The 25,509-nt window shown below is 55.3% G+C and carries 21 protein-coding genes and 5 tRNA genes; all 26 read left to right on the top strand.

What is annotated here, in order from left to right:
• The first annotated feature begins 169 nt into the window (after positions 1–169).
• The 26 genes from G494_RS0115175 to G494_RS0115050 all read left to right on the top strand — a co-directional run bounded on the left by G494_RS0115175 (position 170) and on the right by G494_RS0115050 (position 25,499).
• Positions 170–1,420, top strand: coding sequence for an FAD-dependent oxidoreductase (locus G494_RS0115175; protein WP_028585203.1), 1,251 nt, complete (start codon positions 170–172; stop codon positions 1,418–1,420).
• A gap of 11 nt (positions 1,421–1,431) precedes the next feature.
• A complete protein-coding gene (locus G494_RS0115170; RefSeq protein ID WP_028585202.1) occupies positions 1,432–3,696 on the top strand; it encodes a hydrogenase iron-sulfur subunit in 2,265 nt (754 codons plus the stop codon).
• Positions 3,697–3,822: 126 nt separating this feature from the next.
• Positions 3,823–5,025 (top strand): quinone-interacting membrane-bound oxidoreductase complex subunit QmoC, encoded by a 1,203-nt coding sequence (qmoC, locus tag G494_RS0115165; protein ID WP_028585201.1) that lies wholly within the window; start codon positions 3,823–3,825, stop codon positions 5,023–5,025.
• A gap of 272 nt (positions 5,026–5,297) precedes the next feature.
• A tRNA-Thr gene (locus tag G494_RS0115155) sits at positions 5,298–5,373 on the top strand.
• A 72-nt stretch (positions 5,374–5,445) separates the two neighbouring features.
• Positions 5,446–5,530: transfer RNA gene (locus G494_RS0115150), tRNA-Tyr, on the top strand.
• A 43-nt stretch (positions 5,531–5,573) separates the two neighbouring features.
• Positions 5,574–5,649: transfer RNA gene (locus G494_RS0115145), tRNA-Gly, on the top strand.
• A gap of 49 nt (positions 5,650–5,698) precedes the next feature.
• A tRNA-Thr gene (locus tag G494_RS0115140) sits at positions 5,699–5,773 on the top strand.
• Positions 5,774–5,839: 66 nt separating this feature from the next.
• Entirely contained in the window at positions 5,840–7,030 is a 1,191-nt protein-coding gene (tuf, locus tag G494_RS0115135; protein ID WP_028585200.1) for an elongation factor Tu, read from the top strand.
• Positions 7,031–7,120: 90 nt separating this feature from the next.
• The gene (gene rpmG, locus G494_RS26410; RefSeq protein WP_084457006.1) at positions 7,121–7,270 is read left to right on the top strand and encodes a 50S ribosomal protein L33; all 150 of its coding nucleotides are present in this window, start codon (positions 7,121–7,123) and stop codon (positions 7,268–7,270) included.
• Positions 7,271–7,276: 6 nt separating this feature from the next.
• Positions 7,277–7,353 (top strand) — tRNA-Trp (locus G494_RS0115130).
• 51 nt (positions 7,354–7,404) lie between these two features.
• Positions 7,405–7,674, top strand: a complete 270-nt coding sequence (gene secE / locus G494_RS23800) for a preprotein translocase subunit SecE (protein ID WP_035246924.1) — start codon at positions 7,405–7,407, stop codon at positions 7,672–7,674.
• 19 nt (positions 7,675–7,693) lie between these two features.
• Entirely contained in the window at positions 7,694–8,257 is a 564-nt protein-coding gene (gene nusG, locus G494_RS0115120) for a transcription termination/antitermination protein NusG (RefSeq protein ID WP_028585199.1), read from the top strand.
• Between the two features lie 30 nt (positions 8,258–8,287).
• Positions 8,288–8,713 (top strand): 50S ribosomal protein L11, encoded by a 426-nt coding sequence (gene rplK, locus G494_RS0115115; RefSeq protein WP_028585198.1) that lies wholly within the window; start codon positions 8,288–8,290, stop codon positions 8,711–8,713.
• Positions 8,714–8,782: 69 nt separating this feature from the next.
• On the top strand, positions 8,783–9,493 hold the full coding sequence (gene rplA, locus G494_RS0115110) for a 50S ribosomal protein L1 (protein ID WP_028585197.1): 711 nt from the start codon (positions 8,783–8,785) through the stop codon (positions 9,491–9,493).
• 240 nt (positions 9,494–9,733) lie between these two features.
• Positions 9,734–10,252 carry a 50S ribosomal protein L10 gene (gene rplJ, locus G494_RS0115105; RefSeq protein ID WP_028585196.1) on the top strand — a complete coding sequence of 173 codons (519 nt, stop codon included), beginning with the start codon at positions 9,734–9,736 and terminating at the stop codon, positions 10,250–10,252.
• A gap of 68 nt (positions 10,253–10,320) precedes the next feature.
• The gene (gene rplL / locus G494_RS0115100; RefSeq protein WP_028585195.1) at positions 10,321–10,704 is read left to right on the top strand and encodes a 50S ribosomal protein L7/L12; all 384 of its coding nucleotides are present in this window, start codon (positions 10,321–10,323) and stop codon (positions 10,702–10,704) included.
• Between the two features lie 207 nt (positions 10,705–10,911).
• Positions 10,912–14,991 carry a DNA-directed RNA polymerase subunit beta gene (gene rpoB, locus G494_RS0115095; protein ID WP_028585194.1) on the top strand — a complete coding sequence of 1,360 codons (4,080 nt, stop codon included), beginning with the start codon at positions 10,912–10,914 and terminating at the stop codon, positions 14,989–14,991.
• Between the two features lie 83 nt (positions 14,992–15,074).
• On the top strand, positions 15,075–19,139 hold the full coding sequence (rpoC, locus tag G494_RS0115090) for a DNA-directed RNA polymerase subunit beta' (RefSeq protein WP_028585193.1): 4,065 nt from the start codon (positions 15,075–15,077) through the stop codon (positions 19,137–19,139).
• Between the two features lie 109 nt (positions 19,140–19,248).
• Positions 19,249–19,620, top strand: a complete 372-nt coding sequence (gene rpsL / locus G494_RS0115085) for a 30S ribosomal protein S12 (protein ID WP_028585192.1) — start codon at positions 19,249–19,251, stop codon at positions 19,618–19,620.
• Positions 19,621–19,649: 29 nt separating this feature from the next.
• Positions 19,650–20,123, top strand: a complete 474-nt coding sequence (gene rpsG, locus G494_RS0115080; protein ID WP_028585191.1) for a 30S ribosomal protein S7 — start codon at positions 19,650–19,652, stop codon at positions 20,121–20,123.
• Positions 20,124–20,232: 109 nt separating this feature from the next.
• Positions 20,233–22,311, top strand: coding sequence for an elongation factor G (fusA, locus tag G494_RS0115075; protein WP_028585190.1), 2,079 nt, complete (start codon positions 20,233–20,235; stop codon positions 22,309–22,311).
• Between the two features lie 30 nt (positions 22,312–22,341).
• Positions 22,342–23,532, top strand: coding sequence for an elongation factor Tu (gene tuf / locus G494_RS0115070; protein WP_028585189.1), 1,191 nt, complete (start codon positions 22,342–22,344; stop codon positions 23,530–23,532).
• A gap of 13 nt (positions 23,533–23,545) precedes the next feature.
• Positions 23,546–23,857, top strand: coding sequence for a 30S ribosomal protein S10 (gene rpsJ, locus G494_RS0115065; protein WP_028585188.1), 312 nt, complete (start codon positions 23,546–23,548; stop codon positions 23,855–23,857).
• Between the two features lie 71 nt (positions 23,858–23,928).
• The gene (gene rplC / locus G494_RS0115060; RefSeq protein WP_028585187.1) at positions 23,929–24,561 is read left to right on the top strand and encodes a 50S ribosomal protein L3; all 633 of its coding nucleotides are present in this window, start codon (positions 23,929–23,931) and stop codon (positions 24,559–24,561) included.
• A gap of 27 nt (positions 24,562–24,588) precedes the next feature.
• Positions 24,589–25,212, top strand: coding sequence for a 50S ribosomal protein L4 (rplD, locus tag G494_RS0115055; protein ID WP_028585186.1), 624 nt, complete (start codon positions 24,589–24,591; stop codon positions 25,210–25,212).
• Positions 25,209–25,499 (top strand): 50S ribosomal protein L23, encoded by a 291-nt coding sequence (locus G494_RS0115050; RefSeq protein WP_028585185.1) that lies wholly within the window; start codon positions 25,209–25,211, stop codon positions 25,497–25,499. The genes rplD and G494_RS0115050 overlap by 4 nt, the downstream gene beginning before the upstream one ends.
• Positions 25,500–25,509: the final 10 nt, after the last annotated feature.

The following is a 25,509-nucleotide window of genomic DNA, read 5'->3' as shown; positions in this document are numbered from 1 at the left end:
GATCGTGTGACATAGAAATCTCCAGACTCCTTAGGGGGTCTGGAGATTTTTTATATCCACCTGATTTTTTTTTGTTTGAGTTGATACAGAAGATAGGGTAATCCTTCTCTTCGGATCAATTGAACCAGAAAACACCTTTCATTAATATTAGAAGTTATGGAGGTTTGGTATGAGTAATACTGCAGGAAATGGTGCAGTACTGGTTGTCGGCGGAGGGATCAGCGGCCTCACTGCTGCCCTGGAAGCTGCGGAAGTGGGCAACGACGTTTTTGTCATCGATAAAAACCCGTACTTTGGTGGTCGGGTAGCCCAGCTGAATCAATATTTTCCCAAGCTCTGTCCCCCGACCTGCGGCCTGGAAATCAACTTCAAACGGCTCAAGGACAACCGTAAGATCAGAAGCTACAGCATGACCACGGTCAAGTCCGTCTCCGGCGGCCCAGGCAACTTCACGGTGGAACTGGAGACCGCGCCCCGTTTCGTCAACTCCAACTGTACCGCCTGTGGCGACTGTGCAGCAGCCTGTACCGACGAGATCGACGACCCCTTTAACTTCGGTATGCGCAAGATCAAGGCCGCCTACCTGCCCCATGAGATGGCCTTTCCCAGGCGTTTTGTCCTGGCCAAAGATGCCTGCTCCGACGAGTGTCTGGCAGCGGTGAAGGCGTCCTGTAAGTATAACGCCATCGATACCGAGATGCAGACCGAGACCTTCACCCTCCAGGTCAGCTCCATCATCTGGTCCACCGGCTGGAATCCCTATGAGGCCGAGAAGATCGACAACCTGAAGTTCAACTCCTCTCCTGCCATCATCACCAACATGATGATGGAGCGTCTTGCCGCCGATAACGGCCCCACAGCCGGCAAGATCCTCCGTCCCGGCGATGATAAGGAACCCGAGTCCTTTGCCTTTGTTCAGTGTGCCGGCTCCCGTGACGAGAATCACATGGAACACTGCTCCTACATCTGCTGCATGGCCACCTTCAAGCAGATCTCCTATATCCGTGAGCAGTACCCGGAAGCCAAGATCTATGTCTTCTATATCGATCTGCGCACCCCGGGCAAGTACGAGAGCTTCCGCGAGAAGTTCACCGCCGACGAAAACACCACCTTCATCAAGGGTAAGGTCGCCGACATCATCGCCGAGGGCGACGGTGGGGTTACGGTCGTTGCCGAAGACACCCTCTCTGCGAAGAAGATCCAGCAGAAGGTTGATATGTGTGTGCTGGCCACCGGCATGAAGCCTGCCATGGAGCAGGGAGAGCAACTCGGCCTGACTGTGGATGGTAATGGATTTATCGTTTCCGAGCCAGAAAAGGGTATGATCTCTGCCGGTTGTGCTAAGGCTGCTGTCGATGTCTACTCAAGCGGCCAGTCTTCCACTGCAGCGGCTCTTAAAGCAATTCAGATTGGACGCTAGGAGGAGAGACAATGGATAAAGTATATGGTGCATATCTTTGTACTGGCTGTGGCATAGGTGATGTTCTCGATGTGGATGGGCTGAAAGGTGCGGCCTCTGAGACCGGCATCGAGATGAAGGAACACGACTGTCTCTGCGGAGCTGCAGGGCGTGCCTTTATCGAGCAGGACATTGCCGATAACGGGGTGAACACCGTTGTGGTCTGTGCCTGTTCTCCGCGGGTGATGCAGGAGGAGTTCAACTTCGGTGAGTCCACCATCACCGTCCGCGGCAACCTGCGTGAGCACGTGGCCTGGACCGTGGCCGAGCCTGCCGAGGGTGAAGAGGCCTCTGAAGAGACCGATGAGTTCATCCAGGAGATGGGTGAAGATTACGTCCGCATGGCCGTTACCCGCGCCCAGAAGACCGAGATGCCTGAGCCCTACCAGATGGAGACCCTGCACAGGGAGATCCTGGTCATGGGTGGCGGTATCGCCGGACTGACCGCGGCCGGTGAGGCTGCCAAGGCCGGATATAAGGTGACCATCGTCGAGAAGGAAGCAGTGCTCGGCGGCAAGGCCCTGGGCTGGCGGAAGATGTTCCCCACCAGCTACCCCTACAACGCCCTGGAAGAGCCCAACATCGAGCAGATGGTGGCCGAGGTCCAGGCCAACGCCAACATCACCGTCCGTACCGGTGCCGAGGTTGCCCGGGTTGCCGGCGCTCCCGGTGCCTTCAACGTTACCATCAAGGAGGCCGGGGTGGCCTCTGAGTGGGATGCCCCTGCCAAGGTCACCGTTGACGAGCAGGAGAAGATCGACAAGGGAGAGCTGGAAGATCCCAACGCAGGGATGATCAAGTACACCGAGCTCAACCCCGACGGTCAGATGTTCGGTGCCGTGGTCCTGGCCACCGGCTGGAAACCCGCCGATGTCTCCGAGTTTGAGCACCTGGGCTATGGCCAGGTCCAAAACGTGGTCACCAACGCCGAGTTCGAACGGCTGGCCAAACAGGGCAAGGTTCCTGCAAAGGTCGCCTTTGTCCTCAGCCCCGGTGCCAAGGAGAGCGATAAGGACTTCCCCTTCTGCAACTCCGTCACCTCCATGGTTGCCCTGAAGCAGGCCAACTACGTGGTGGAGGATAACCCAGAGACCGGTCAGGCCTTCATCCTCTATCAGCACATGCGTACCCCGGGTAATGCCGAGCTGTTCTACAAGGGTATGCAGGCCAAGGACGGGGTCTTCATGACCAAGGCTGCCGTGACCAAGGTCGAGGCCAACGGTTCCGGCCTGGCCGTGACCGCCGAAGACAGCCTCCTGGGTGAGGACCTGGTCATCGATGTGGATATGGTCGTCCTTGCCGCCGGCATGGAGCCCACCACCGCCGAAGAGCCGATGATCAACCTGGCCTACCGTCAGGGACCGGCCTTCCTGGATCTGGACCTGTTTGACGGTTATGCCGACTCCCACTTCATCTGTTTCCCCTACGAGACCCGTCGTACCGGTGTCTACACCTGCGGCGGCGTGCGCAAGGCAGAGACCATGGAAGAGACCATGGACGATGCCACCGGCGCCGCCCTCAAGGCGATCCAGTGTATCGAGTCTGCCAACCGCGGAGTCTCTGTCCATCCCCGTTCCGGTGATCAGACCTACCCTGACTTCTTCATGTCCCGCTGTACCCAGTGTAAGCGGTGTACCGAGGAGTGTCCTTTCGGCGCCCTGGATGATGATGAGAAGGGTACCCCGCTGCCCAATCCGACCCGCTGTCGCCGCTGTGGTACCTGTATGGGCGCCTGTCCAGAGCGGATCATCAACTTTGCCGATTACTCCATCGACATGATCGGTTCCATGGTCAAGGCCATCGAGGTACCGGATGATGATGAGGACAAGCTGCGGATCGCGGTCTTTGTCTGTGAGAACGATGCCTATCCGGCCCTCGATATGTCCGGTATGCACCGTAACAAGATGAATACCCTGGTGCGTTTCATCCCGGTTCGCTGCCTGGGCAGCGTCAACATGGTCTGGATCAAGGATGCCATGTCCTCTGGTATGGACGGTGCGCTGCTGCTGGGCTGTAAGTATGGCGACGATTACCAGTGTCACTTTGTCAAGGGCTCTGAAATCGCCACCAAGCGGATGGAAAATATCGGTGAAACCCTTGGATCCCTCGGCCTTGAGCCTGAGCGTTGCGGTGTCCGTGAAATCGCGATCTCCGATTACGACAAGGTTCCAGCTATCATTGATGAGTTTGTAGAGGAAATCATCGAGATGGGACCAAACCCGTTCAAGGGCTTCTAATCCTCTTTTTTTGCTCTCCTCCGTCCCACTGATTTCAGGGGCGGAGGAGTTTTTACTTTTTTGCTACTGTTGCGATAATTCTGATATATGAATTTTCATATTTCATGACAGGAGGATAAAATGTCTATGAACGTGCAACCAGATTTAGAATTCATCAAGGCGATGAAGGTGGCCGGAGGCGATACACTCAAGCAGTGTTATCAGTGTGCCACATGTTCCGTAGCCTGTCCGCTCTCTTCGGACGGCGACCCCTTCCCCAGGCGGGAAATGATCCTGGCCCAGTGGGGAATGAAGGATAAGCTCCTCGCCGATCCCAACGTATTCCTTTGCCATCAGTGCGGTGACTGTACCGAGATGTGTCCCCGGGGTGCCAAGCCCGGTGATGTCCTCGGTGCCATCCGTGCCTATGCCTATGAGCACTATGGCTGGCCCAGCGGCCTGGCCAAACTCTGCACCTCGGTGAAGAATCTGCCCATGCTCATCGGCATTCCTGCAGTCACCGTCTTTGTGCTCTGGCTGATCTCCGGGGGGATGCATATTCCCAGCGGCGAACAGTTTGCCCACGTCGGCTTCACCCAGTTCTTCGGACACTGGGACTTCCGGCTGCTGGCCAAGAACGTCCTCTTCATTGATGTCATCATGCTCTCGGCGCTGGGTATTGCCGTCTACTCCCTCTACCAGGCCATCTCCACCATGTGGGGTAAGATGGAAGAGAACCTGGGGGTAGGGGAGTTGAACTACCGGCCTTCGGCAACCCTCTTTATCAAGGATTTCCTCTGGCCTTCTTTAAAGGAGATTGTCGGCCACGGCCGCTTTCGTGAGTGTACGGTCAACCAGGACCGGGTACGGGGCCATCTGCCCCTGATGCTGGCCTTCATCGGCCTGTTCATCGTTACCTGTTACTCCCTCTTTACCCAGGATGTGATCGGGATCTTCATCCCCTCCATGCATGGCCCGATCTCCATGTGGAATCCGGTGAAGCTGCTGGCCAACGTCTCTGCCGTTGCCATGCTGGTGGGGATCGGCATCCTCTGGATGAACCGTGCCCAGATGGAGGCCGCCGGCAAGGCGACCAACACCTTTTATGATTGGTTTTTGATCTGGATGATCGCCGGCGTCGGTATTACCGGCTTAGCGGCCGAGCTGCTTCGTCTGGTGGGTATTCCTTCCCTGGGGTATGTGGTCTATTACCTCCACCTGGTATCGGTCATGATGCTCTTTCTCTACCTGCCCTATACCAAGTTTGCCCATATTGTCTACCGGACCTTTGCCATGGCCTTTGAGCGCTATCGCGAGTCTGCCTATGTAAAGGATCCATTAAACGACTAGATAGCGTTTAGTTCAACTATCAAGGGAAAAAAAAGAAGCCGAAGGCGATCAGCCTTCGGCTTTTTTGTTGGCTTTTTTTAGAAGTATGGTATATAGATACACCGCTTTCAGCGATCAGCTCCAGTCAACGAGCGGGCAGCGTACACCAGGCCCGGCTGACAGGCTCTCACCAGAAAGGTTGGGGGAGCTCAGGGGATGATTGGAAAAAAAGAGAACAAGCTGAAGAAAGAGATTGACAACGCGAAAAATGCTGGTATAATGTCACGGTTCGTGCTGGCGTAGCTCAACTGGTAGAGCACCTGATTTGTAATCAGGGGGTTGCGGGTTCAAGTCCCATCGCCAGCTCCAGGTTAAGCATAAAGTTAAGGATTGGGATAGCGATCATTTTTCCCATCTCCTCTTTTTCGCCTGAATATATGTGGAGGGGTTCCCGAGTGGCCAAAGGGAACAGACTGTAAATCTGTCGGCTCAGCCTTCGGAGGTTCGAATCCTCCCCCCTCCACCACATAGTTTGTACGACAACAGTGTTTGTCATCAGTTTAGTGAAAGCGGGAATAGCTCAATTGGTAGAGCATCAGCCTTCCAAGCTGAGGGTTGCGGGTTCGAGTCTCGTTTCCCGCTCCAGTAATACGTTGATAACACGCTCTTGTGTATGTTGTTATTCAGATTTTGGGCCCACGTAACTCAGTGGTAGAGTACCTCCTTGGTAAGGAGGAAGTCACCGGTTCAAGTCCGGTCGTGGGCTCCAATTGTCAGTCGATTGCGCTATCAGGTCGGCTGAGTCAAGTTGAACTTTTGTCCGAGGAGACGTAAAATGGCAAAGGAAAAATTTGAGCGGACAAAGCCCCATGTCAATGTCGGCACTATCGGCCACATTGACCATGGTAAGACCACGTTGACCGCTGCAATCACCCGGGTATTGTCCACCAAAGGTCAGGCGAGTTTCACCGACTTCAGTGATATCGATAAGGCCCCTGAAGAGAAGGAGCGTGGAATCACCATCGCCACAGCCCACGTTGAGTATGAGACCGAGGGTCGGCACTATGCCCATGTCGACTGTCCGGGCCATGCTGACTATATTAAGAACATGATCACCGGTGCCGCCCAGATGGACGGCGCTATCCTGGTCGTTGGCGCCGATGACGGCCCCATGCCCCAGACCCGTGAGCACATCCTCCTTGCCCGTCAGGTAGGTGTTCCTGCCATGGTCGTCTTCTTGAACAAGTGCGACATGGTGGATGATGAGGAGCTCATCGAGCTGGTTGAGATGGAGCTTCGCGAGCTGCTGGACAAGTATGACTTTCCAGGTGACGACATCCCGATTGTTCGCGGTTCTGCGCTGCTCGCCCTGGAGAATCCCGAAGATGATGAAAAGGCCAAGTGTGTCTGGGAGCTGATGGAGGCTGTCGACAGCTATGTGCCTGAGCCCGAGCGCGATGTGGACAAGCCTTTCCTGATGCCTGTTGAAGATGTCTTCTCTATTTCCGGTCGCGGCACGGTTGCCACCGGTAGGGTTGAGCGCGGAATCGTCAAGGTCGGTGAGGAGATCGAGATCGTTGGTATCCGTGACACCCAGAAGACCACATGTACCGGCGTCGAGATGTTCCGCAAGTTGCTGGATGAAGGCCAGGCCGGAGACAACATCGGCGCTTTGCTTCGCGGTGTCAAGCGCGAGGAGATCGTTCGCGGTCAGGTGCTCGCCAAGCCGGGTTCCATTACCCCGCACAAGAAGTTCAAGGCAGAGGCCTATATTCTGACCAAGGAAGAGGGCGGTCGTCATACTCCTTTTTTCAACGGCTATCGTCCCCAGTTTTATTTCCGGACAACCGATGTGACCGGGGTCTGTACCCTGGAAGAGGGCGTAGAGATGGTTATGCCCGGTGATAACATTCACATCAGCGGCGAGTTGATCACCCCCATCGCCATGGAAGTTGGACTTCGCTTCGCCATTCGCGAAGGCGGCCGCACCGTCGGCGCCGGCGTAGTCAGCGAAATAATCGAATAAGGTGGCAGGCCTCTTGAAGGGGTCGCGCTTACCATAGTGAATGTTACAGCCGGGCTCGTCCCGGCTGTAGTCACTCTATCGGAATGTATCATGAGAGATATCATCACGCTTGCCTGTCAAGACTGCAAGCAGAGAAATTACACGACCACCAAGAACAAGCGGACCATTCCTCACAAACTCGAGCTGAAGAAGTACTGTCCGTTCTGTAAGGCTCACACTCCGCACAAAGAGACCAAGTGATCGCGCAGGCCAGTAGCTCTAACTGGTAGAGCACCGGACTCCAAATCCGGGGGTTGGGGGTTCGAATCCCTCCTGGCCTGCCATCTCGAATCACTGATCGAGGCGCAATTCAATAACCTCATCCAACAGGGACAATGGCAACCAAGAAAAAAACCCGCAACACCAAAGCCAAGCCTGTCGCCAAAGCTGAGGTCACGAAGTCTGGTCCATCCTATTTCAGCCCGGCTGGAATCCGTACTTTTATTCATGAGGTCCAGGCCGAGTTCAATAAGGTCGCCTGGCCCCAGAAAAAGGTTACCGCGGGACTCACCGGCTTTGTGATGATCCTGGTGGTTGTCATTTCTATCTATCTGGGATCAGTAGATTTACTGCTCGGTAAATTTGTCTCCACTCTCCTCGATTAAATCTACTTTTTCGAATTTCATGGCAAAGCACTGGTATATTGTCCATACACACACCGGTTTTGAGAACAAGGTGAAGGCCACTCTTGAGGAGCGTATTAGAAACGCAAAGCAAGAGGACCTCTTCAGCGAGGTACTGGTGCCCACTGAACAGGTGGTGGAGATGGTCAAGGGGTCGCGAAAGACCTCGGAGAGGAAGTTCTTCCCCGGCTATATCCTGGTCCGGATGGAGATGAACGAACATAGCTGGCACACGGTCCAGGAGACTCCCCGGGTCACCGGCTTTGTTGGGGTCAATGCCAATCAAACAATCGCTGGAAAAGACCTGTATAAGCGCATTCCCTCCCTGACCGACAAGGAGGCGCAGCAGATTATCGGCCGAATTGAAGAGGGTGCCAGTAAACCTAAGCCCAAGGTGGTCTTTGAAGAGGGTGATACCGTGCGGGTCGTCGACGGTCCCTTTGCCAATTTCCAGGGGGTCATCGATGAGGTGTATCCTGATAAGGGCCGGGTAAAGGTTATGGTCTCCATCTTCGGCAGGTCAACCCCGGTCGAGCTTGAATATATTCAGGTAAGTAAAAACTAAGGCGTACAGAGTTCTGTGTAGGAGTACATAATGGCAAAGAAGATACAATCATATATCAAGTTACAGATACCAGCAGGAAAGGCCAACCCGTCACCGCCGGTTGGGCCTGCACTGGGACAGCACGGAGTCAATATCATGGACTTCTGCAAGGCGTTCAACGCCCAGACCCAGAGTGCCGGCGACACCATCATTCCTGTGGTTATTACGGTTTACTCAGACCGTTCTTTCAGTTTCATCACCAAGACGCCTCCTGCCTCGGTACTGCTGCTTAAGGCTGCAGGGCTGGATAAGGGGTCAAGTAATCCCAAGCGTGAGCGTGTTGCCGAACTGAGCAGAGAAAAGATCCAGGAGATCGCTGAGATCAAGATGCCCGATCTGAATGCCTTCACCGTTGAACAGGCCATGAAGATCGTTGAGGGAACCGCAAGAAGTTGTGGTATTACAGTCGTAGGGTAATCCTGGGCTGGATTCGCTAAACCTGCACAGCCGCACTGTGCCAGGGAGAATAGATACGAGGTTGAGACAATGCCTAAGCGCGGAAAAAAATATACCAACAGTGTTGTCAACCGTGACAACACCAAGCTCTATGACCTCGAAGATGGGGTCAAGGGCGTCGTCGACGGTCGTTTTGCCAAGTTCGACGAATCCATCGATATTGCCGTTCGACTGGGGGTAGATCCCCGTCACGCCGACCAGATGGTACGCTCCAGTGTCATCCTGCCCCACGGAACCGGTAAAGAGGTTCGGGTACTGGTTTTTGCCAGGGGCGAAAAAGAAGCAGAGGCCCTTGCCGCCGGCGCCGACTATGCCGGTTCAGGAGAGTTGGTCGAAAAGATCAAGGAAGGCTGGCTCGAATTCGATAAGACCATCGCCACCCCTGACATGATGGGCGAGGTGGGTAAGATCGGCCGGGTCCTCGGACCGCGGAACCTGATGCCCAATGCCAAGCTCGGCACCGTTACCTTTGACATCGATCGCGTCGTCAAGGAAGTGAAGATGGGTAAGGTCGACTTTCGGGTCGACAAGGCCGGAGTAGTCCATGCCGCCGTGGGAAAGGGATCCTTTGGCGTTGAAAAACTGACTGAAAACATCGTTGCCTTCATCGATAAACTCATTCAGCTCAAACCCTCTTCCAGCAAGGGCGTGTATCTGAAGACCATCAGTATCTCAAGCACCATGGGACCCGGCTATAAGCTGGATCCGCTCCAGGTTCGCGGTCTGATTAAAGCCGCATGAGCAAATCGCCTGCTGCGGTTGTTGTCACCGCAGCAGGCCTGAACACAGACAACCCTTTAAAACAGAGTAATCCCATTTGTTGTAACCCTGGGAAGGTCAGAGACAGCAGGTACGGAAGTATAATAATCTGGATCACAGATTGCCTGCCGAGGCCGTATTGGATTGTACATCAATTACACAGTCTTGTCATTATTCCTGTCTGCACTTTGACATTCCCGTGACTTTTAGGAGGTATGTACGTTGGATCGCAACCAAAAGACCGATCTGGTCAGTGAGCTCAACGAGACCTTTTCCAAAGCTAAGTTCGCCGTAGTCACCGACTACAAGGGGCTTAAAGTTACGGAACTGGAAAAGTTGCGCCACCTTTTGCGTGAGAGCGAAACGCAATTCCAGATTGCAAAAAACACCCTGCTCCGTCTGGCGGTCAAGGGTACCGAGTACGAGGGGTTGACCGACTCCTTCACCGGTACCACTGCCGTAGTCTTCAGCTTCGAAGAGCCGGTCGGTCCTGCAAAGGCCCTGACCGCCTTTGCCAAGGAGTTTGAGGCCCTGCAGATTCGTTCTGCCGTGCTGGAAGGGAGCGTGTTGACTGCAGATGACGTTATCGCCCTGTCCAAACTGCCGAGCAAGGATGAACTGCTTGCCAAGCTGCTTGGTACCATGGCTGCTGTACCCACCGGTTTTGTGCGGGTACTTAACGCTATTCCGCAGAAGCTTGTATTCGGATTGCAGGCGATTAAAGAGCAGAAGGAAAATTGATTATACCCTGTCCCTGCCAGCAGGGGCGGCGTAACTTTTATTGAACATATTTGTCAGGAGGAATGACAATGGCTGTAACCAAAGAAGACGTAATTGAATTCATCTCCAGTATGACCGTTCTCGAGCTCTCCGAGCTCATCACCGAACTCGAAGACAAGTTTGGTGTGTCTGCTGCAGCTCCTGTTGCTGTAGCTGCCGTAGGTGGTGGTGCTGGCGATGCCGGCGCTGCTGCAGAAGAGAAGACCGAGTTTGACGCTGTTCTTACCGGTGCCGGCGATCAGAAGATCAAAGTCATTAAAGAGGTACGCGCAATTACCTCTCTTGGCTTGAAAGAGGCCAAGGCCCTGGTTGAGGGTGCTCCTGCGCCCATCAAAGAAGGTGTAACCAAGGATGAAGCCGAAGAGATTAAGTCTCAGATCGAAGGTGTTGGAGGCGTAGTCGAGATAAAATAAAAACCTATTCATTCGCGCTGACGGGGTATTTACCCTGCAGCCAAGCTTACATAGCCAGTAACGCTACAGGGCCTTCACACCCCTGTAGCGTTGTTGCGTTTGTAGGGGCGCAGTAAAGAAACAGGGGATTTTGGTCGGTAAAACAAGTAGTTGGAATTGATTAAGATCTCTGATGCCTGTGTTTCGCGGAAAAGTTCGAGGAAAGCAATGAAAAGAGTACGTAAGAGTTTTGCCAAAACAAGTCACATCGTTGAGCCGCCGCATCTGATTGCCATGCAACGGGAGTCCTATGAGCATTTTCTCCAGAAAAATGTGGCCCCGGACCAGCGTCAGAGTCACGGCTTACAGGCAATTTTTCAAGATATATTTCCCATTACCGACTTTAACGGCCTGTGTTCCCTTGAGTTTGTACGCTACTCCTTTGGCGAGTCTAAATATACCGTTGAGGAATGTGTCGAGCGGGGTATGACCTACGAGGTACCGGTCAAGATCACCGTCCGTTTGATTACCTTTGATGTGGATGAGGAAACCGGAGTCCAGTCGGTCCGCGACATCAAAGAGCAGGAGATCTTTCTCGGGGCCCTGCCTCTGATGACCCAGGACGGGGTCTTTGTGGTTAACGGGACCGAGCGGGTCATCGTCAACCAGCTTCAGCGTTCTCCTGGCCTCTTCTTTACCCACGATAACGGCAAGTCCCACACCTCGGGCAAACGGCTCTACTCTGCCCGGATCATCCCGGTGCGCGGTTCCTGGCTTGACTTTGAGTTTGATATCAAAGATGTCCTCTATGTGCGGATCGACCGTCGCCGCAAGCTGCCGGTCACTGTCCTGCTCAAGGCGCTTGGCTTCAGCGAGGAGGAACTCCTCACCGAATTTTATCATGTGGATACCATCCACTTTCGTGAAGAAAATTTTGCCATCGACTTCCAGCCCTCGACCTTTGTCGGTCAACGGCTGAACGTCGACCTGGTCAACCCCACCGACGGCTCCATCCTCGGCAAGAAGGGACGGAAGGTCTCCAAGGCCCTGGCCAAACGCATCCAGGAGGCCGGCATTGCCGAGATGATGGCCCCGGTCGAAGGGCTGCTGGACCGTTTTTTTGCCAGTGACGTCATCGATGAGCAGACCGGTGAGGTCCTGGAACACTGCAGATGTAATGATCCGGTCACCGAGGCCGCCCTGGCAGTCATGGCCGAGGCCGGGGTCCAATCCTTCCCGGTCCTCTATATAGACGGCGTCAACGTCAGTGAAGCCTTTCGCAAGACCCTGTTTGTGGACAAGGTCAAGGATTCGGAAGAGGCCTTGATTGAAATCTATCGGCGTCTGCGTCCTTCCAGTCCGCCGACTCCGGAAATTGCCCAGTCGTTTTTTGACAACCTCTTCTTCAATGCCACCACCTATGACCTTTCCGAGGTGGGACGATACAAGATCAATACCAAGCTTGGGGTCAATACCCCCATCGAGACCAGGACCCTGACCAAGGAAGATATCCTCAAGGGGGTCAAGCATCTGGTGAAGATCAAAGATGAGCTCAGCGATGGTGATGACATCGATCATCTCGGAAACCGCCGGGTGCGCACCGTTGGCGAGCTCTGTGAAAATCAATACCGGATGGGATTGGTACGGATGGAGCGTGCCACCAAGGAACGGATGACCCTCCAGGAGATCGAGACCCTGATGCCCCATGATCTGGTCAACCCCAAACCGGTGACCTCGGCCATCAAGGAATTTTTTGGTACCTCGCAGCTCTCCCAGTTCATGGATCAGACCAATCCGCTCTCCGAGGTCACCCATAAACGGCGCCTCTCTGCCCTCGGGCCCGGCGGTCTCTCCCGTGAGCGCGCAGGTTTTGAGGTCCGTGACGTTCATCCCACCCACTATGGCAGGATCTGTCCGGTGGAAACGCCTGAGGGGCCGAATATCGGTCTGATTGTCTCCCTGGCCACCTATGCCAAGGTGAATCCCTACGGCTTCATCGAGACACCGTACCGCTACGTCCAGGAGCGGGTGGTTTCAGACGAGTACAAGTACCTCTCCGCCATCCAGGAAGAGGTCCACGTGATTGCCCCGGCAAAGGTGGAGATGGAAGGCAATCAGATCTCCAGCGAGTACCTGATTGCCCGTCAGGAGAGTGAGGTGGCCATGATCGCCGCCGACGAGATCACCATGATGGACGTTGCCCCCAACCAGCTGGTTTCCGTGGCCGCCTCCCTGGTGCCTTTTCTCGAGAACGATGATGCCAACCGGGCCCTGATGGGCTCCAACATGCAGCGCCAGGCCGTGCCCCTGCTCAAACCCAGTTCGCCCCTGGTGGGAACCGGGGTGGAAAAGTATGTGGCCCGTGACTCGGGTGCCTGCCTGCTGGCCGGAGGCAAGGGCGTGGTTGAGGAGGTTGACGCCTGCAGGATCGTGGTTCGCTATGATGATCCCGATGTGGACGGCTTTGACACCGGAGTGGGCGTCTATCGGCTCTCCAAGTACAAGAAGACCAATCAGAACACCTGTTTCAACCAAAAGCCCCTGGTGCTTCCGGGTGAACGGGTGACCAAGGGCACGGTTCTGGCCGATGGTCCCTCCTGTGAGATCGGTGAGCTTGCCCTGGGTAAAAATGTCACCATCGCCTTCATGCCCTGGCGCGGCTACAACTTTGAGGATTCCATCCTGATCAACGAGCGTCTGCTCCGCGAGGATACCTTTACCTCGGTCCATATCGAGATCTTCGAGACCATGGCACGGGATACCAAGCTGGGCAAGGAGGAGATCACCCGGGATATCCCCAATGTGGGAGAGGAAGGACTGCGCAACCTGGATGACTCAGGAATCGTGCGGATCGGTGCAGAGATCGGCCCCGGCGATATGCTGGTGGGCAAGGTCACCCCCAAGGGTGAATCCATGCTCTCTCCCGAGGAGAAACTGCTTCGGGCGATCTTCGGCGAAAAGGCCGGTGATGTCAAGGACTCCTCGCTGCGGGTTCCCCCTGGAGTGGAGGGGGTGGTCATCGATGCCAAGGTCTTTTCCCGCAAGGGTGTGGACAAGGACGAGCGGACTCTGATGATCGAGGAGATGGAGATCGAACGTCTGAATCGTGATATGGAGGCTGAGCTCAAGAGTTTGAAAAAGGGGGTGCGCAACTCCCTGGCCGCCGTGCTTGTGGGGCGTACCGCCAAGAGCGATATCCTCTCCTCAGAGGGCGAGCTCATCCTCGGCCTGGGTAAACAGCTGACCCCCGAGGTTGTGGAGCAGGTCGATTTTTCCTCGCTCTCCACCATCGATTTTGCCGATCGCTCCAGCTATGCCCCTGAGATCGAGGCCATCTTCAACCGCTACAACAGCCAGGCATCCCTGGTCCGAGGCCGCTACGAGGGCATAGCCGAGCGGATGGAAAAGGGCGATGATCTGCCTCCCGGGGTGGTCAAGATGGTCAAGGTCTATGTCGCCACCAAGCGTAAGCTTGCGGTGGGCGACAAGATGGCCGGTCGCCACGGCAACAAGGGTGTGGTCTCCAGGCTGCTGCCTGAAGAGGACATGCCCTACTTTGCCGATGGCTCCACCGTGGATATCGTGCTCAACCCCCTGGGCGTACCCTCACGTATGAACGTGGGCCAGGTCCTGGAGTGTCACCTCGGTTTTGCTGCCAAGCGCTTGGGTGAGAAGATCGCCAGGTTTGCCAAGCAGTATGAACTCGACGACATCAAGGCCCAACTCAAACGATTCTACTCCCACCAGGAGTACGAAGAGCTGATGGCCGACCTGGATGATGATCAACTTCTCGCCTTGGCCAGAAGGGCCAGGGAAGGGCTCCATATCGCTACCCCGGTCTTTGACGGCGCCTCTGAGGAGGAGATCCGTGAAGTGCTGGTTGAGGCCGGAGTCGATGAGGTCGGTCAGTCCACCCTCTACGATGGACTCACCGGTGAGCCCTTTGCCAACCAGGTGACCGTTGGAATCATGTACATGCTTAAGCTGCATCACCTGGTCGACAACAAGATCCATGCCCGTTCCACCGGTCCCTACTCGCTGGTCACCCAGCAACCGCTGGGTGGTAAGGCCCAGTTCGGCGGCCAGCGCCTTGGTGAGATGGAGGTCTGGGCCATGGAGGCCTATGGTGCCGCCTACACCCTGAAGGAGTTTCTCACCGTCAAGTCCGATGATGTGGAAGGCAGGACCACCATGTACGAAAAGATCGTCAAGGGCAACAACTTCCTTGAAACCGGTCTGCCCGAATCCTTCCATGTCCTGGTAAAAGAACTGAAGGGCCTTTGTCTGGACGTCGAATTACAGGGATAGAGCACACAAGCGCTACAGCGGCTCCGGAACTCCCCCCACCGGAGCCGCCTGTCGATTTTATTTGAAAATATATAGGTGAATTCGTGGAAGAATTGTTCAACTTCTTTGCAAAACCGAAAGGACCCGTTAGTTTTAATAAGGTGAAAATCTCCCTGGCCTCTCCTGAGAAGATTATGGAGTGGTCCCACGGTGAGGTGAAGAAGCCTGAGACCATAAACTATCGAACCTTTAAACCGGAACGTGATGGCCTCTTCTGTGCCAAGATCTTCGGACCGGTGAAAGACTATGAGTGTAACTGCGGCAAGTATAAGCGCATGAAGCACCGTGGTGTGGTTTGTGAAAAATGCGGTGTTGAAGTTATTCAGTCCAAGGTTCGCCGTGAACGGTTGGGCCATATTGAGCTCGCCGCACCGGTCGCCCATATCTGGTTTTTAAAGAGTCTGCCGTCCAAGATCGGTGCCATTCTCGACATGACCCTCAAGCAGCTGGAACGCATTCTCTACTTTGAATCCTATGCCGTGGTCACCTCAGAGGTCGAAAGCCTGCCGGTGGGCTCGCTGCTCAACGAAGAGCAGTACCGCGATGCCCTGACCGATTACCCCGGCCAGTTCCGGGTTGGAATCGGGGCCGAGGCTATCCGGGAAATGCTGATGGGCCTTGAACTCAAGGAACTCTCGGTTACCCTTCGGGAAGAGATGAAGACCACCGGCTCGGCCACCAAGCGCGCCAAATACGGCAAGCGACTCAACGTGGTGGAGGCCTTCCGTGATTCCGGCAACCGGCCCGAATGGATGATCCTGGAGGTCATCCCGGTGCTGCCCCCGGACCTGCGTCCCCTGGTCCCCCTGGAAGGCGGCCGCTTTGCCACCTCAGACCTGAACGATCTCTATCGCCGGGTCATCAACCGTAATAACCGTTTGAAACGTCTGTTGGAACTCGATGCCCCGGATATCATCATCCGCAACGAGAAGCGGATGCTCCAGGAGGCCGTGGATGTCCTCTTTGATAACGGTCGCCGGGGCCGGACCATCACCGGACCCAACAAGCGTCCCTTAAAGTCGCTCTCCGATATGCTCAAGGGCAAGCAGGGCCGCTTCCGCCAGAACCTCCTGGGTAAGCGGGTCGATTACTCCGGCCGTTCGGTTATCGTGGTCGGTCCCCACCTTCGCCTCCACCAGTGCGGCCTGCCCAAGAAGATGGCCCTGGAGCTGTTCAAGCCCTTCATCTACAATCGGCTGGAACAGAAGGGCTTTGTCACCACCATCAAGAGTGCCCGGAAGATGGTGGAAAAGGGCGCCAAGGAGGTCTGGGACGTGCTCGACGGCATCGTCCGCGAATACCCGGTGATCCTCAACCGAGCACCCACCCTCCACCGTCTGGGCATGCAGGCCTTTGAGGTGGTCCTGATCGAGGGCAAGGCGATTCAGCTCCACCCCCTGGTCTGTGCCGCCTTTAACGCCGATTTTGACGGTGACCAGATGGCGGTCCATGTGCCGCTCTCTGTCGAGGCCCAGGTAGAGGCCCGGGTGTTGATGATGTCAACCAACAACATCCTCTCCCCGGCCAACGGCGGCCCGATCATCATCCCCAGTCAGGATATCGTTCTGGGGCTTTACTACATGACCAGGGAGCGCTACGGAGTCAAGGGAGAGGGGGCCTGCTACTCCTCGGCCGTTGAGGCCAGGATGGCCTATGACCACGATGCCGCCGATCTCCAGTCACGGGTCAAGGTCCGGATCAGGGGCAAGATGGTCCAGACCACCATCGGTCGGCTGATCGTCGGTGATCTCCTGCCCGAGGCGGTTCCCTATTCGCTGGTCAACAAGGAGCTTTCCAAGAAAGAGCTCGCCTTTCTGATCGACTATACCTACCGTCACGCCGGCACCAAGGATACCGTTATCCTGGCCGACCGGCTCAAGGATATGGGCTATGAGTATGCCACCCGTGCCGGTATCTCCATCTGTATCAATGACATGAAGATTCCGGTTCGTAAGGAGGAGTTTGTCGAGGATGCGGAGAAGGAGGCGGCTGAGGTTGACCAGCAGTACTCCGACGGTCTGATCACCGACGGTGAGAAGTACAACAAGATCATCGATATCTGGTCCAAGGCCACGGACAAGATCACCAAGGAGATGATGGACGAGATGGCCGTTGAGTATATCCCGGATGCAGCTGGAACGGTCAACGAGCTGAAGAGTTTCAATGCGGTTTATATCATGGCCGATTCCGGTGCCAGGGGGTCCAAGGATCAGATCCGTCAGTTGGCCGGAATGCGTGGCCTGATGGCCAAGCCTTCGGGCGAGATCATCGAGACCCCGATTAAGGCCAACTTCCGGGAAGGCCTGAACGTCCTGGAGTACTTCATCTCCACCCATGGGGCCCGTAAGGGGCTTGCCGATACGGCGCTGAAGACCGCCAACTCCGGATACCTGACCCGTCGCCTGGTCGACGTGGCCCAGGACTCCACCATCGTGATCCGGGACTGCGGCACCATGCGCGGGGTCCAGGCCGAGCCCCTGATCGAGGGTGGCGAGGTGATCGTCCGTATAGGTGAGCGTATCCTCGGCCGGGTTGCCCTGGAAGACATCGTCGACCCGCACACCGATGAGGTGCTGGTGGAGATGGACGAAGAGATCACCGAGGACAAGGTGGATGCCATCGAGGCCGCCGGTATCGATCGGGTGATGATTCGCTCGGTGCTGACCTGTGAGGCCAAACGCGGCGTCTGCGCCATGTGTTACGGCCGGGATCTGGGTCGCGGCCACATGGTCAACATCGGTGAGGCCGTGGGCATCATCGCTGCCCAGTCCATCGGTGAGCCAGGTACCCAGTTGACCATGCGGACCTTCCATATCGGCGGTACGGCCAGCCGGGCGGTGGAGCAGGCTGAGGTGCGGACCCAGAGGGGAGGGCGGATACAGTACAAGAACCTGCACTCTGTGCGCGCGGCCGAGGGGCACCTGGTGGTCATGAACCGCAACGCCGAGGTATCGGTACTCGACGATCAGGGCGTTGACCGGGAGCGGTTCCCGGTACCCTACGGTGCCGTGCTCCGGGTCGAGGAAGAATCCGTGGTTGATCCCGGCAGGATCATCGCCGACTGGGACGCCTTTTCCATTCCCATCGTGGCAGAGGTCGGCGGTAAGATCAAGTACGGCGATGTGGTCGAGGGTGACTCCATGCAGGAGCGCGTCGACCAGATTACCGGTAAGGCCAGTAAGGTGATCACTCCGGGCACCTCCTCCAAACAGATGAATCCCAGGATCACCATCAAGGATGAACGGGGCCGGACCCTGAAACTGCCCGATGGTGAGTTGGCTGCCCGCTATCTGCTGCCGGTGGGCTCGGTGATCACCGTGGATGAGAGTGATATCATCACCCCTGGTACGGTGGTCGCAAAGATCCCGCGTGAGACCACCAAGACCAAGGATATCACCGGTGGTCTGCCTCGGGTGGCCGAGCTCTTTGAGGTACGGAAACCCAAGGAACAGGCCGTGATCACCGAGATCGACGGTCGGGTCTCCTTTGGTAAGGATCTCAAGGGGAAACGGCGGGTCATTGTTACCCCTGAAACCGGGGAGCCCATGGAGTACCTGGTGCAGAAGGCCAAGCACATCACCGTCCACGAGGGTGACCATGTCAAGGCCGGAGAGCAGCTGATGGAGGGAGCGATTCTGCCCAACGACATCCTTCGGGTCCTGGGAGCCGAGGAGCTTGCCAAGTTCCTGGTGAACGAGATCCAGGAAGTCTACCGTCTCCAGGGGGTTCGTATCAATGATAAGCATATCGAAACCATCGTTCGCCAGATGCTGAAGCGGGTGCGGATCACCGATCCCGGTGACTCCATCTTTATGCTGGACCAGCAGGTGGAATGGTGGAAGTTCCAGGAAGAGAACGAGCGGCTCCTGGCCGAAGGCACCCAGCCGGCCTCTGCCGAGCCGTTGCTCCTCGGGGTCACCAAGGCCTCCCTGTCCACGGATTCCTTTATCTCCGCGGCCTCCTTCCAGGAGACCACCAAGGTCCTGACCAACGCCGCCATGGCCGGCAAGATCGACGACCTCTCCGGCTTAAAGGAGAACGTGATCATGGGCCGCCTGATCTCTGCCGGAACCGGCCTGGAACGCTATCAGCTTAAGCGGAACAATTAAGGGATATTTTGCTTGACCTTTCTCCCTATATTGTTTATATATCCAACCTTTCGTGCTCAAGTCACGGTTGATGATGCATGATGTTTTATTTATAAAAGGAGTGGTTTGAATGCCCACAATAAATCAGCTCGTCAGGAAGAGACGTAAAAAAACTACCAAGAGGTCAAACACCCCTGCTCTGCAGAATTGTCCGCAGCGGCGAGGTGTTTGCGTACGTGTCTATACGACCACACCGAAGAAGCCCAACTCAGCTTTGAGGAAGGTTGCCAGGGTTCGATTGACCAATGGTATAGAGGTTACCTCTTATATCCCTGGCATTGGGCATAATCTGCAGGAGCACTCTGTGGTGCTCATTCGCGGTGGCCGTGTAAAGGATTTACCTGGTGTTCGTTATCACATCGTTCGTGGTACCCTGGATACCTTAGGTGTGAGTGATCGTCGTCAGGGACGGTCTAAATATGGAGCAAAGCGACCTAAGTAGGTCGCCTGCTGAGCAAGGTAGGAATAGTTATGCCAAGAAAGAAATTACTCGATAAGCGACCTGTTGCTCCAGATCCCCGGTTTAACTCCGTGCTGGTCTCCAAGTTCACCAACGGTCTGATGCAGGACGGAAAGAAGACCACTGCCCGGGCCATCTTCTACGGGGCCATGGACATCGTTGAGGAGAAGGTCTCCGACGAAGAGCCGCTCACCATCTTTGAGGAGGCCATGGAGAACGTCCGGCCTCGGATCGAGGTGAAGAGTCGGCGGGTCGGTGGCGCCACCTATCAGGTGCCGGTGGAAGTCCGCCCTGAGCGTCGTAATGCCCTGGCCATTCGCTGGATCATCGGTTTCGCCCAGAAGCGTTCCGGTCAGGCCATGGCCCAGAAGCTCGCTGCTGAACTGCTCGATGCCTATAACAGTCGTGGAGCCTCTGTGAAGAAGAAGGACGATACCCACAAGATGGCTGAGGCCAACAAGGCCTTTGCCCATTATCGCTGGTAAATCGACCAAAGGGAAGAAAGTGGTTGACAAAGTTCAGCCACTGAAGTATTAACCTCATTTTTCTGGACCATCGAGCCTGGAATGATAGCAAAGAATACAGGTGTACGCTGTGGCTGGACCGCAATCGTTATCCAAGGTGCGCAATATAGGCATAATGGCCCATATCGACGCAGGAAAGACCACCACTACTGAACGTATTCTTTTTTATACGGGCAAGTCACATAAGATAGGTGAGGTTCATGACGGCAACGCCGTCATGGACTGGATGGAGCAGGAGCAGGAGCGTGGCATTACCATCACCTCCGCTGCTACCACCTGCCAGTGGCAGGGAACCAGTATAAATATTATCGACACCCCGGGGCATGTCGATTTCACCGTGGAGGTGGAGCGCTGCCTGAGGGTGCTGGACGGAGTGGTAGCCGTCTTTTGTGCAGTTGGAGGGGTTGAGCCCCAGTCGGAAACTGTCTGGCGACAGGCCGATCGGTACGCCATCCCCCGCATCGCCTTTGTGAATAAGATGGACCGCATAGGGGCCTCTTTTGAGCGATGCGTCGATCAGATCAGGGAACGACTTGGGGCCGAGCCCCTGGTGGTGACCCTGCCGGTGGGAGGAGAAGAGACCTTCAGCGGCGTCATTGATCTGGTCGAAGAGAAACTGCTCACATTTGATGAACGGTCCAAGGGAGAAGTCGTCTCCATGGAACCCATTCCTGACGCATTGTCAGGAGATTCATCGGCCGCCAGAATGGCGCTCCTCGAGAAGTTGGCCGACTTCGATGAGGAGGTCATGGAACAATATTTAAACGATCAAGAGATTGCTTCCGGTGATTTGCGCAGAGCAATCAGGAAGGCAACCCTTTCCCTGGAACTGGTCCCGGTATTATGCGGATCAGCCTTCAAGAACAAAGGGGTCCAGCCGCTGCTGGATGCTGTTACCTGGTACCTGCCGTCACCCAACGATACTCCCCCTGTAGAGGGGACGGATAAGAACGGTGCGCCCCTTATCCGCAAGTCAGAGCGAAGCGAAAAGTTTTGCGGTCTGGTTTTCAAACTGCAGAGCGATCCGTTTGTGGGTAACCTCTCCTTTATCAGAGTGTACTCAGGATGTTTCAAGGTAGGAGACAAGGTCTTTAACCCGCTGAAACGGAAGACGGAAAAAATCTCGAAACTGATAAAACTTCATGCCAACAAGCGTGAAGAGGTAGATGAGCTGACCGCCGGAGATATCGGCGCCATTGTCGGGCTTAAGTTTACCACCACCGGGGATACCCTCTGTGCCACCGGAGACTTCATCGTCCTTGAGGAGATGTCTTTTCCGGAGCCTGTCATCGGGATTGCCATCGAGCCGAAGTCCAAGGCCGATGAGGGCAAGCTGATGGAGAGTCTGGACAAGGTCTCCAAGGAGGATCCCAGCTTTCAGGTGTCGGTAAACGAGGACACCGGTCAGCGGATCATCTCCGGGATGGGCGAGTTGCACCTGGAGATCATCGTTGACCGTCTGGTCCGTGAGTTCAAGGTTGCCGCCAATGTCGGTAAGCCCCAGGTCTCCTACCGCGAGGCCCTGACTGTGGTAGCCCGGGCAGAGGGTCGATTTGAGACCCAGGCCACCGGCAAGGAGCAGTACGGTCACGTGGAGATGGAACTCCGGCCGGCCGAGAAGGGCGCAGGGCTCAGCTTCGTCTCCCAGGTGGATGAGCGGCAGATCCCGACCATCTATCTGGAGGCCATAGAAAAAGGCGTGCTCGGCTGTCTCGACTCCGGGCCGCTGATCGGCTATCCGCTGACCGATGTGGAGGCGGTACTGGTCGGAGGCTCTTTTGATGAAGAGCGCTCCACAGAGATGGCCTTCGGGATTGCGGCGACCATGGCCTGCAGGCAGGCAGCTGCCCAGGGGGAACCGGTTCTGCTGGAGCCCATCATGGAGCTGGAGGTGATTACCCCTGATGACTATCTTGGCGATGTCATCAATGACCTGAACAAGAAAGGCTCGCAGATCAACGGGGTTGATGCAGAGGGTGGCATTCAGACCATCCAGGCTAAGGTGGCGTTATCGGAGATGTTCGGCTACTCCACCGACTTACGCTCTGCAACCCAGGGACGAGCCACGTTTACGATGCAGTTTTCAGCGTTTGCCGAAGTACCGGCAAAAAAAGCTGAGGCAATAATACAAAAGATAAAAGGCGTTTAATCAGTCCTAACAGCTTGAGAGGTAGCTGCAATGGCAAAGGAAAAATTTGAGCGAACAAAGCCACATGTTAATGTGGGAACCATTGGTCACATCGATCATGGTAAGACCACATTGACCGCTGCAATCACCCGAGTTCTGTCCACCAAAGGCCAGGCCAACTTCACCGATTTCAGTGATATTGACAAGGCTCCGGAAGAGAAAGAACGTGGTATTACCATTGCAACAGCCCACGTTGAGTATGAGACCGAGATTCGGCACTATGCCCACGTTGACTGTCCCGGCCATGCTGACTACATCAAGAACATGATCACCGGTGCCGCCCAGATGGACGGCGCGATCCTGGTGGTTGGTGCCGATGACGGTCCCATGCCCCAGACCCGTGAGCACATCCTCCTGGCACGCCAGGTAGGTGTTCCTGCCATGGTGGTCTTCCTCAACAAGTGCGACATGGTCGACGACGAGGAACTGATCGAGCTGGTCGAGATGGAACTGCGGGAGCTGCTGGACAAGTATGACTTCCCCGGCGACGACATCCCCATCGTCCGTGGCTCTGCCCTGATGGCCCTGGAAAATCCCGAAGACGAGGAGAAAGCCAAGTGCATCTGGGAGCTGATGGCTGCGGTTGACAGCTATGTGCCCGAGCCAGAGCGTGATGTAGACAAGCCCTTTCTGATGCCTGTGGAAGACGTCTTCTCCATCTCCGGACGCGGCACCGTGGCCACCGGTCGGGTTGAGCGCGGTATTGTTCATGTGGGTGACGAGATCGAGATCGTCGGTATCCGCGATACCCAGAAGACCACCTGTACCGGGGTTGAGATGTTCCGTAAACTCCTGGATGAAGGACAGGCAGGGGACAACATCGGAGCCCTGCTCCGCGGGGTCAAGCGTGAAGAGATCGTGCGCGGGCAGGTACTGGCCAAGCCCGGTTCCATCACCCCCCACAAGAAGTTCAAGGCGGAAGCCTATATTCTGACCAAGGAAGAGGGTGGTCGTCATACCCCGTTCTTCAATGGTTATCGGCCCCAGTTCTACTTCCGGACAACGGATGTAACCGGCGTGGTTACCCTTGAGGAAGGCGTAGAGATGGTAATGCCCGGAGACAACATCCACATCAGTGGAGAGTTGATCACTCCGATCGCCATGGAAGTCGGTCTTCGCTTTGCGATCCGCGAAGGTGGGCGCACCGTTGGTGCAGGCGTTGTCAGCGAAATAATCGAATAAGAGGAGTACTATGATCCCGGCAGATAAGATTCGTATCAGGCTGAAAGGCTACGATCATAAATTGCTTGACCTTTCAACTCGGGAAATCGTTGAAACTGCAAGGCGAACAGGCGCTACCATAGCTGGTCCTATTCCATTGCCGACAAGTAAGAACAAGTATACTGTCCTGCGTTCACCCCATGTTGATAAAAAATCACGGGAACAGTTTGAGATGAGAACCCATCGCAGACTCCTGGACATACTTGAACCAACACAGCAGACCATCGATGCATTGATGAAATTGGAACTGTCAGCCGGAGTTGATGTGGAGATCAAGATTCCTTGATCTCCACCCCCTAAGGGTAAACAGGCGGAAAGTTCATCTGCACAGTGAGTTAACAGAACACAGGTAGACAAATGCCGAAGACAAAAGGAATACTGGGACGAAAAGTGGGAATGACAAGGGTCTATGATGAACATGGCCGCTCCATTCCCGTCACCGTGATTGAAGCTGGTCCCTGTAAAATTCTCCAGAAAAAAACCACTGCCAAAGAAGGGTATGATGCCATTCAGGTGGGTTTTCTTGAAAAGAAGGCCAGTCGTCTCAACAAGCCCGAAGCTGGCCATGCAAAACGATCAGGCGGTACCGGTTTTTACCATATCCGCGAATTTAGGATCAGCGATCCAGAGGCCTACGAACTCGGTCAGGAGATCACCGTGAGTGAGATCCTGAAGATCGGAGATACGGTAGATATCTCCGGTAAATCAAAAGGCCATGGTTTCCAGGGCGTCATGAAGCGACATGGTTTTGCCGGTGGTAAGGCCTCTCATGGTTCCGGATTCCACCGTGCCCCAGGTTCAATCGGTTGTAGCGCCTGGCCAGCCCGTGTTGTCAAGGGGAAGAAGCTTCCCGGTCACATGGGTGACGAGCTGGTGACGCAGAAAAATTATAAGATTATCGATATACGGGACGAAGACAATGTCGTACTTGTCAAAGGACCCGTGCCCGGAGCAAAAAACGGTTTGCTCAGTATTTACACAAAAGCGTAAACCGGAGCTGCTCAGAAGGAGATACTCATGGCAGTTTGTGATGTCGTAAATAACCTGGCAGAAAAAGTTAGCGAAATAGAACTCAATAACGACCTGTTCGGTGTAGAAGTTAAAGAAAGTATTCTGCATGAAATTGTTTGCATGCAGCGCGCCAACAGAAGAAGCGGCAACGCCTCTACCAAGACCCGTGGTGAACTCCGCGGCGGTGGAGCCAAGCCCTGGCGCCAGAAGGGGACGGGCCGTGCACGCGCCGGTACCAAAAACTCACCCATCTGGCGTGGCGGTGGGACCGTCTTCGGACCCAGGCCAAGGGACTACAGCTACTCCATGCCCAAAAAGGTGAAACGTCTGGCCCTGCGCATGGCGCTCAGTGCCCGTTTTGCAGAGGGAAACGTGGTGGTCATCGATGACTTCGGCCTTGAGGGAATCAAGACCAAGGGCTTTGTCAAGGTGATGAATAACTTCGAGTTTGGGAACTGCCTGATTGTCACTGCAGACAATGATGAGGTTCTCAGCAAGTCAGCGCGTAATGCCGTAGGGTATAAGGTTTTGCCGGTGGCTGGAGTCAATGTCTTTGATATCCTTAAGTACCCCAAACTCATGCTGATCCAAAGCAGTGTTGCCAAGCTTGAAGAGAGGATAATGGTATGAAGGCAATGTATAATGTCATAAAAGGCCCATGCCTGACTGAGAAGAGTAATATCCTGCAGGAAACACAGGGAACCGTCGCGTTAAAAGTCGATCGCCGTGCCAACAAGATCGAGATCAAAGAGGCCGTTGAGAGCCTGTTCAATGTGAAGGTGGCCAATGTTGCAACTGCAAATATGCGCGGTAAGAAGAAGCGCGTAGGCTTGAAGTCAGTTGGGAAGACGAACGATTGGAAAAAAGCTTACGTCACCCTCTCCGAGGGCGAGATCAACTTTCTTGAAGAGCTTTAATCCACTTGTG

Origin of the sequence: Desulfogranum mediterraneum DSM 13871 (assembly GCF_000429965.1) — a bacterium.
GTDB classification, from domain to species: Bacteria; Desulfobacterota; Desulfobulbia; order Desulfobulbales; family Desulfobulbaceae; genus Desulfogranum; species Desulfogranum mediterraneum.
This window is presented reverse-complemented; position numbering and strand designations above follow the sequence as displayed.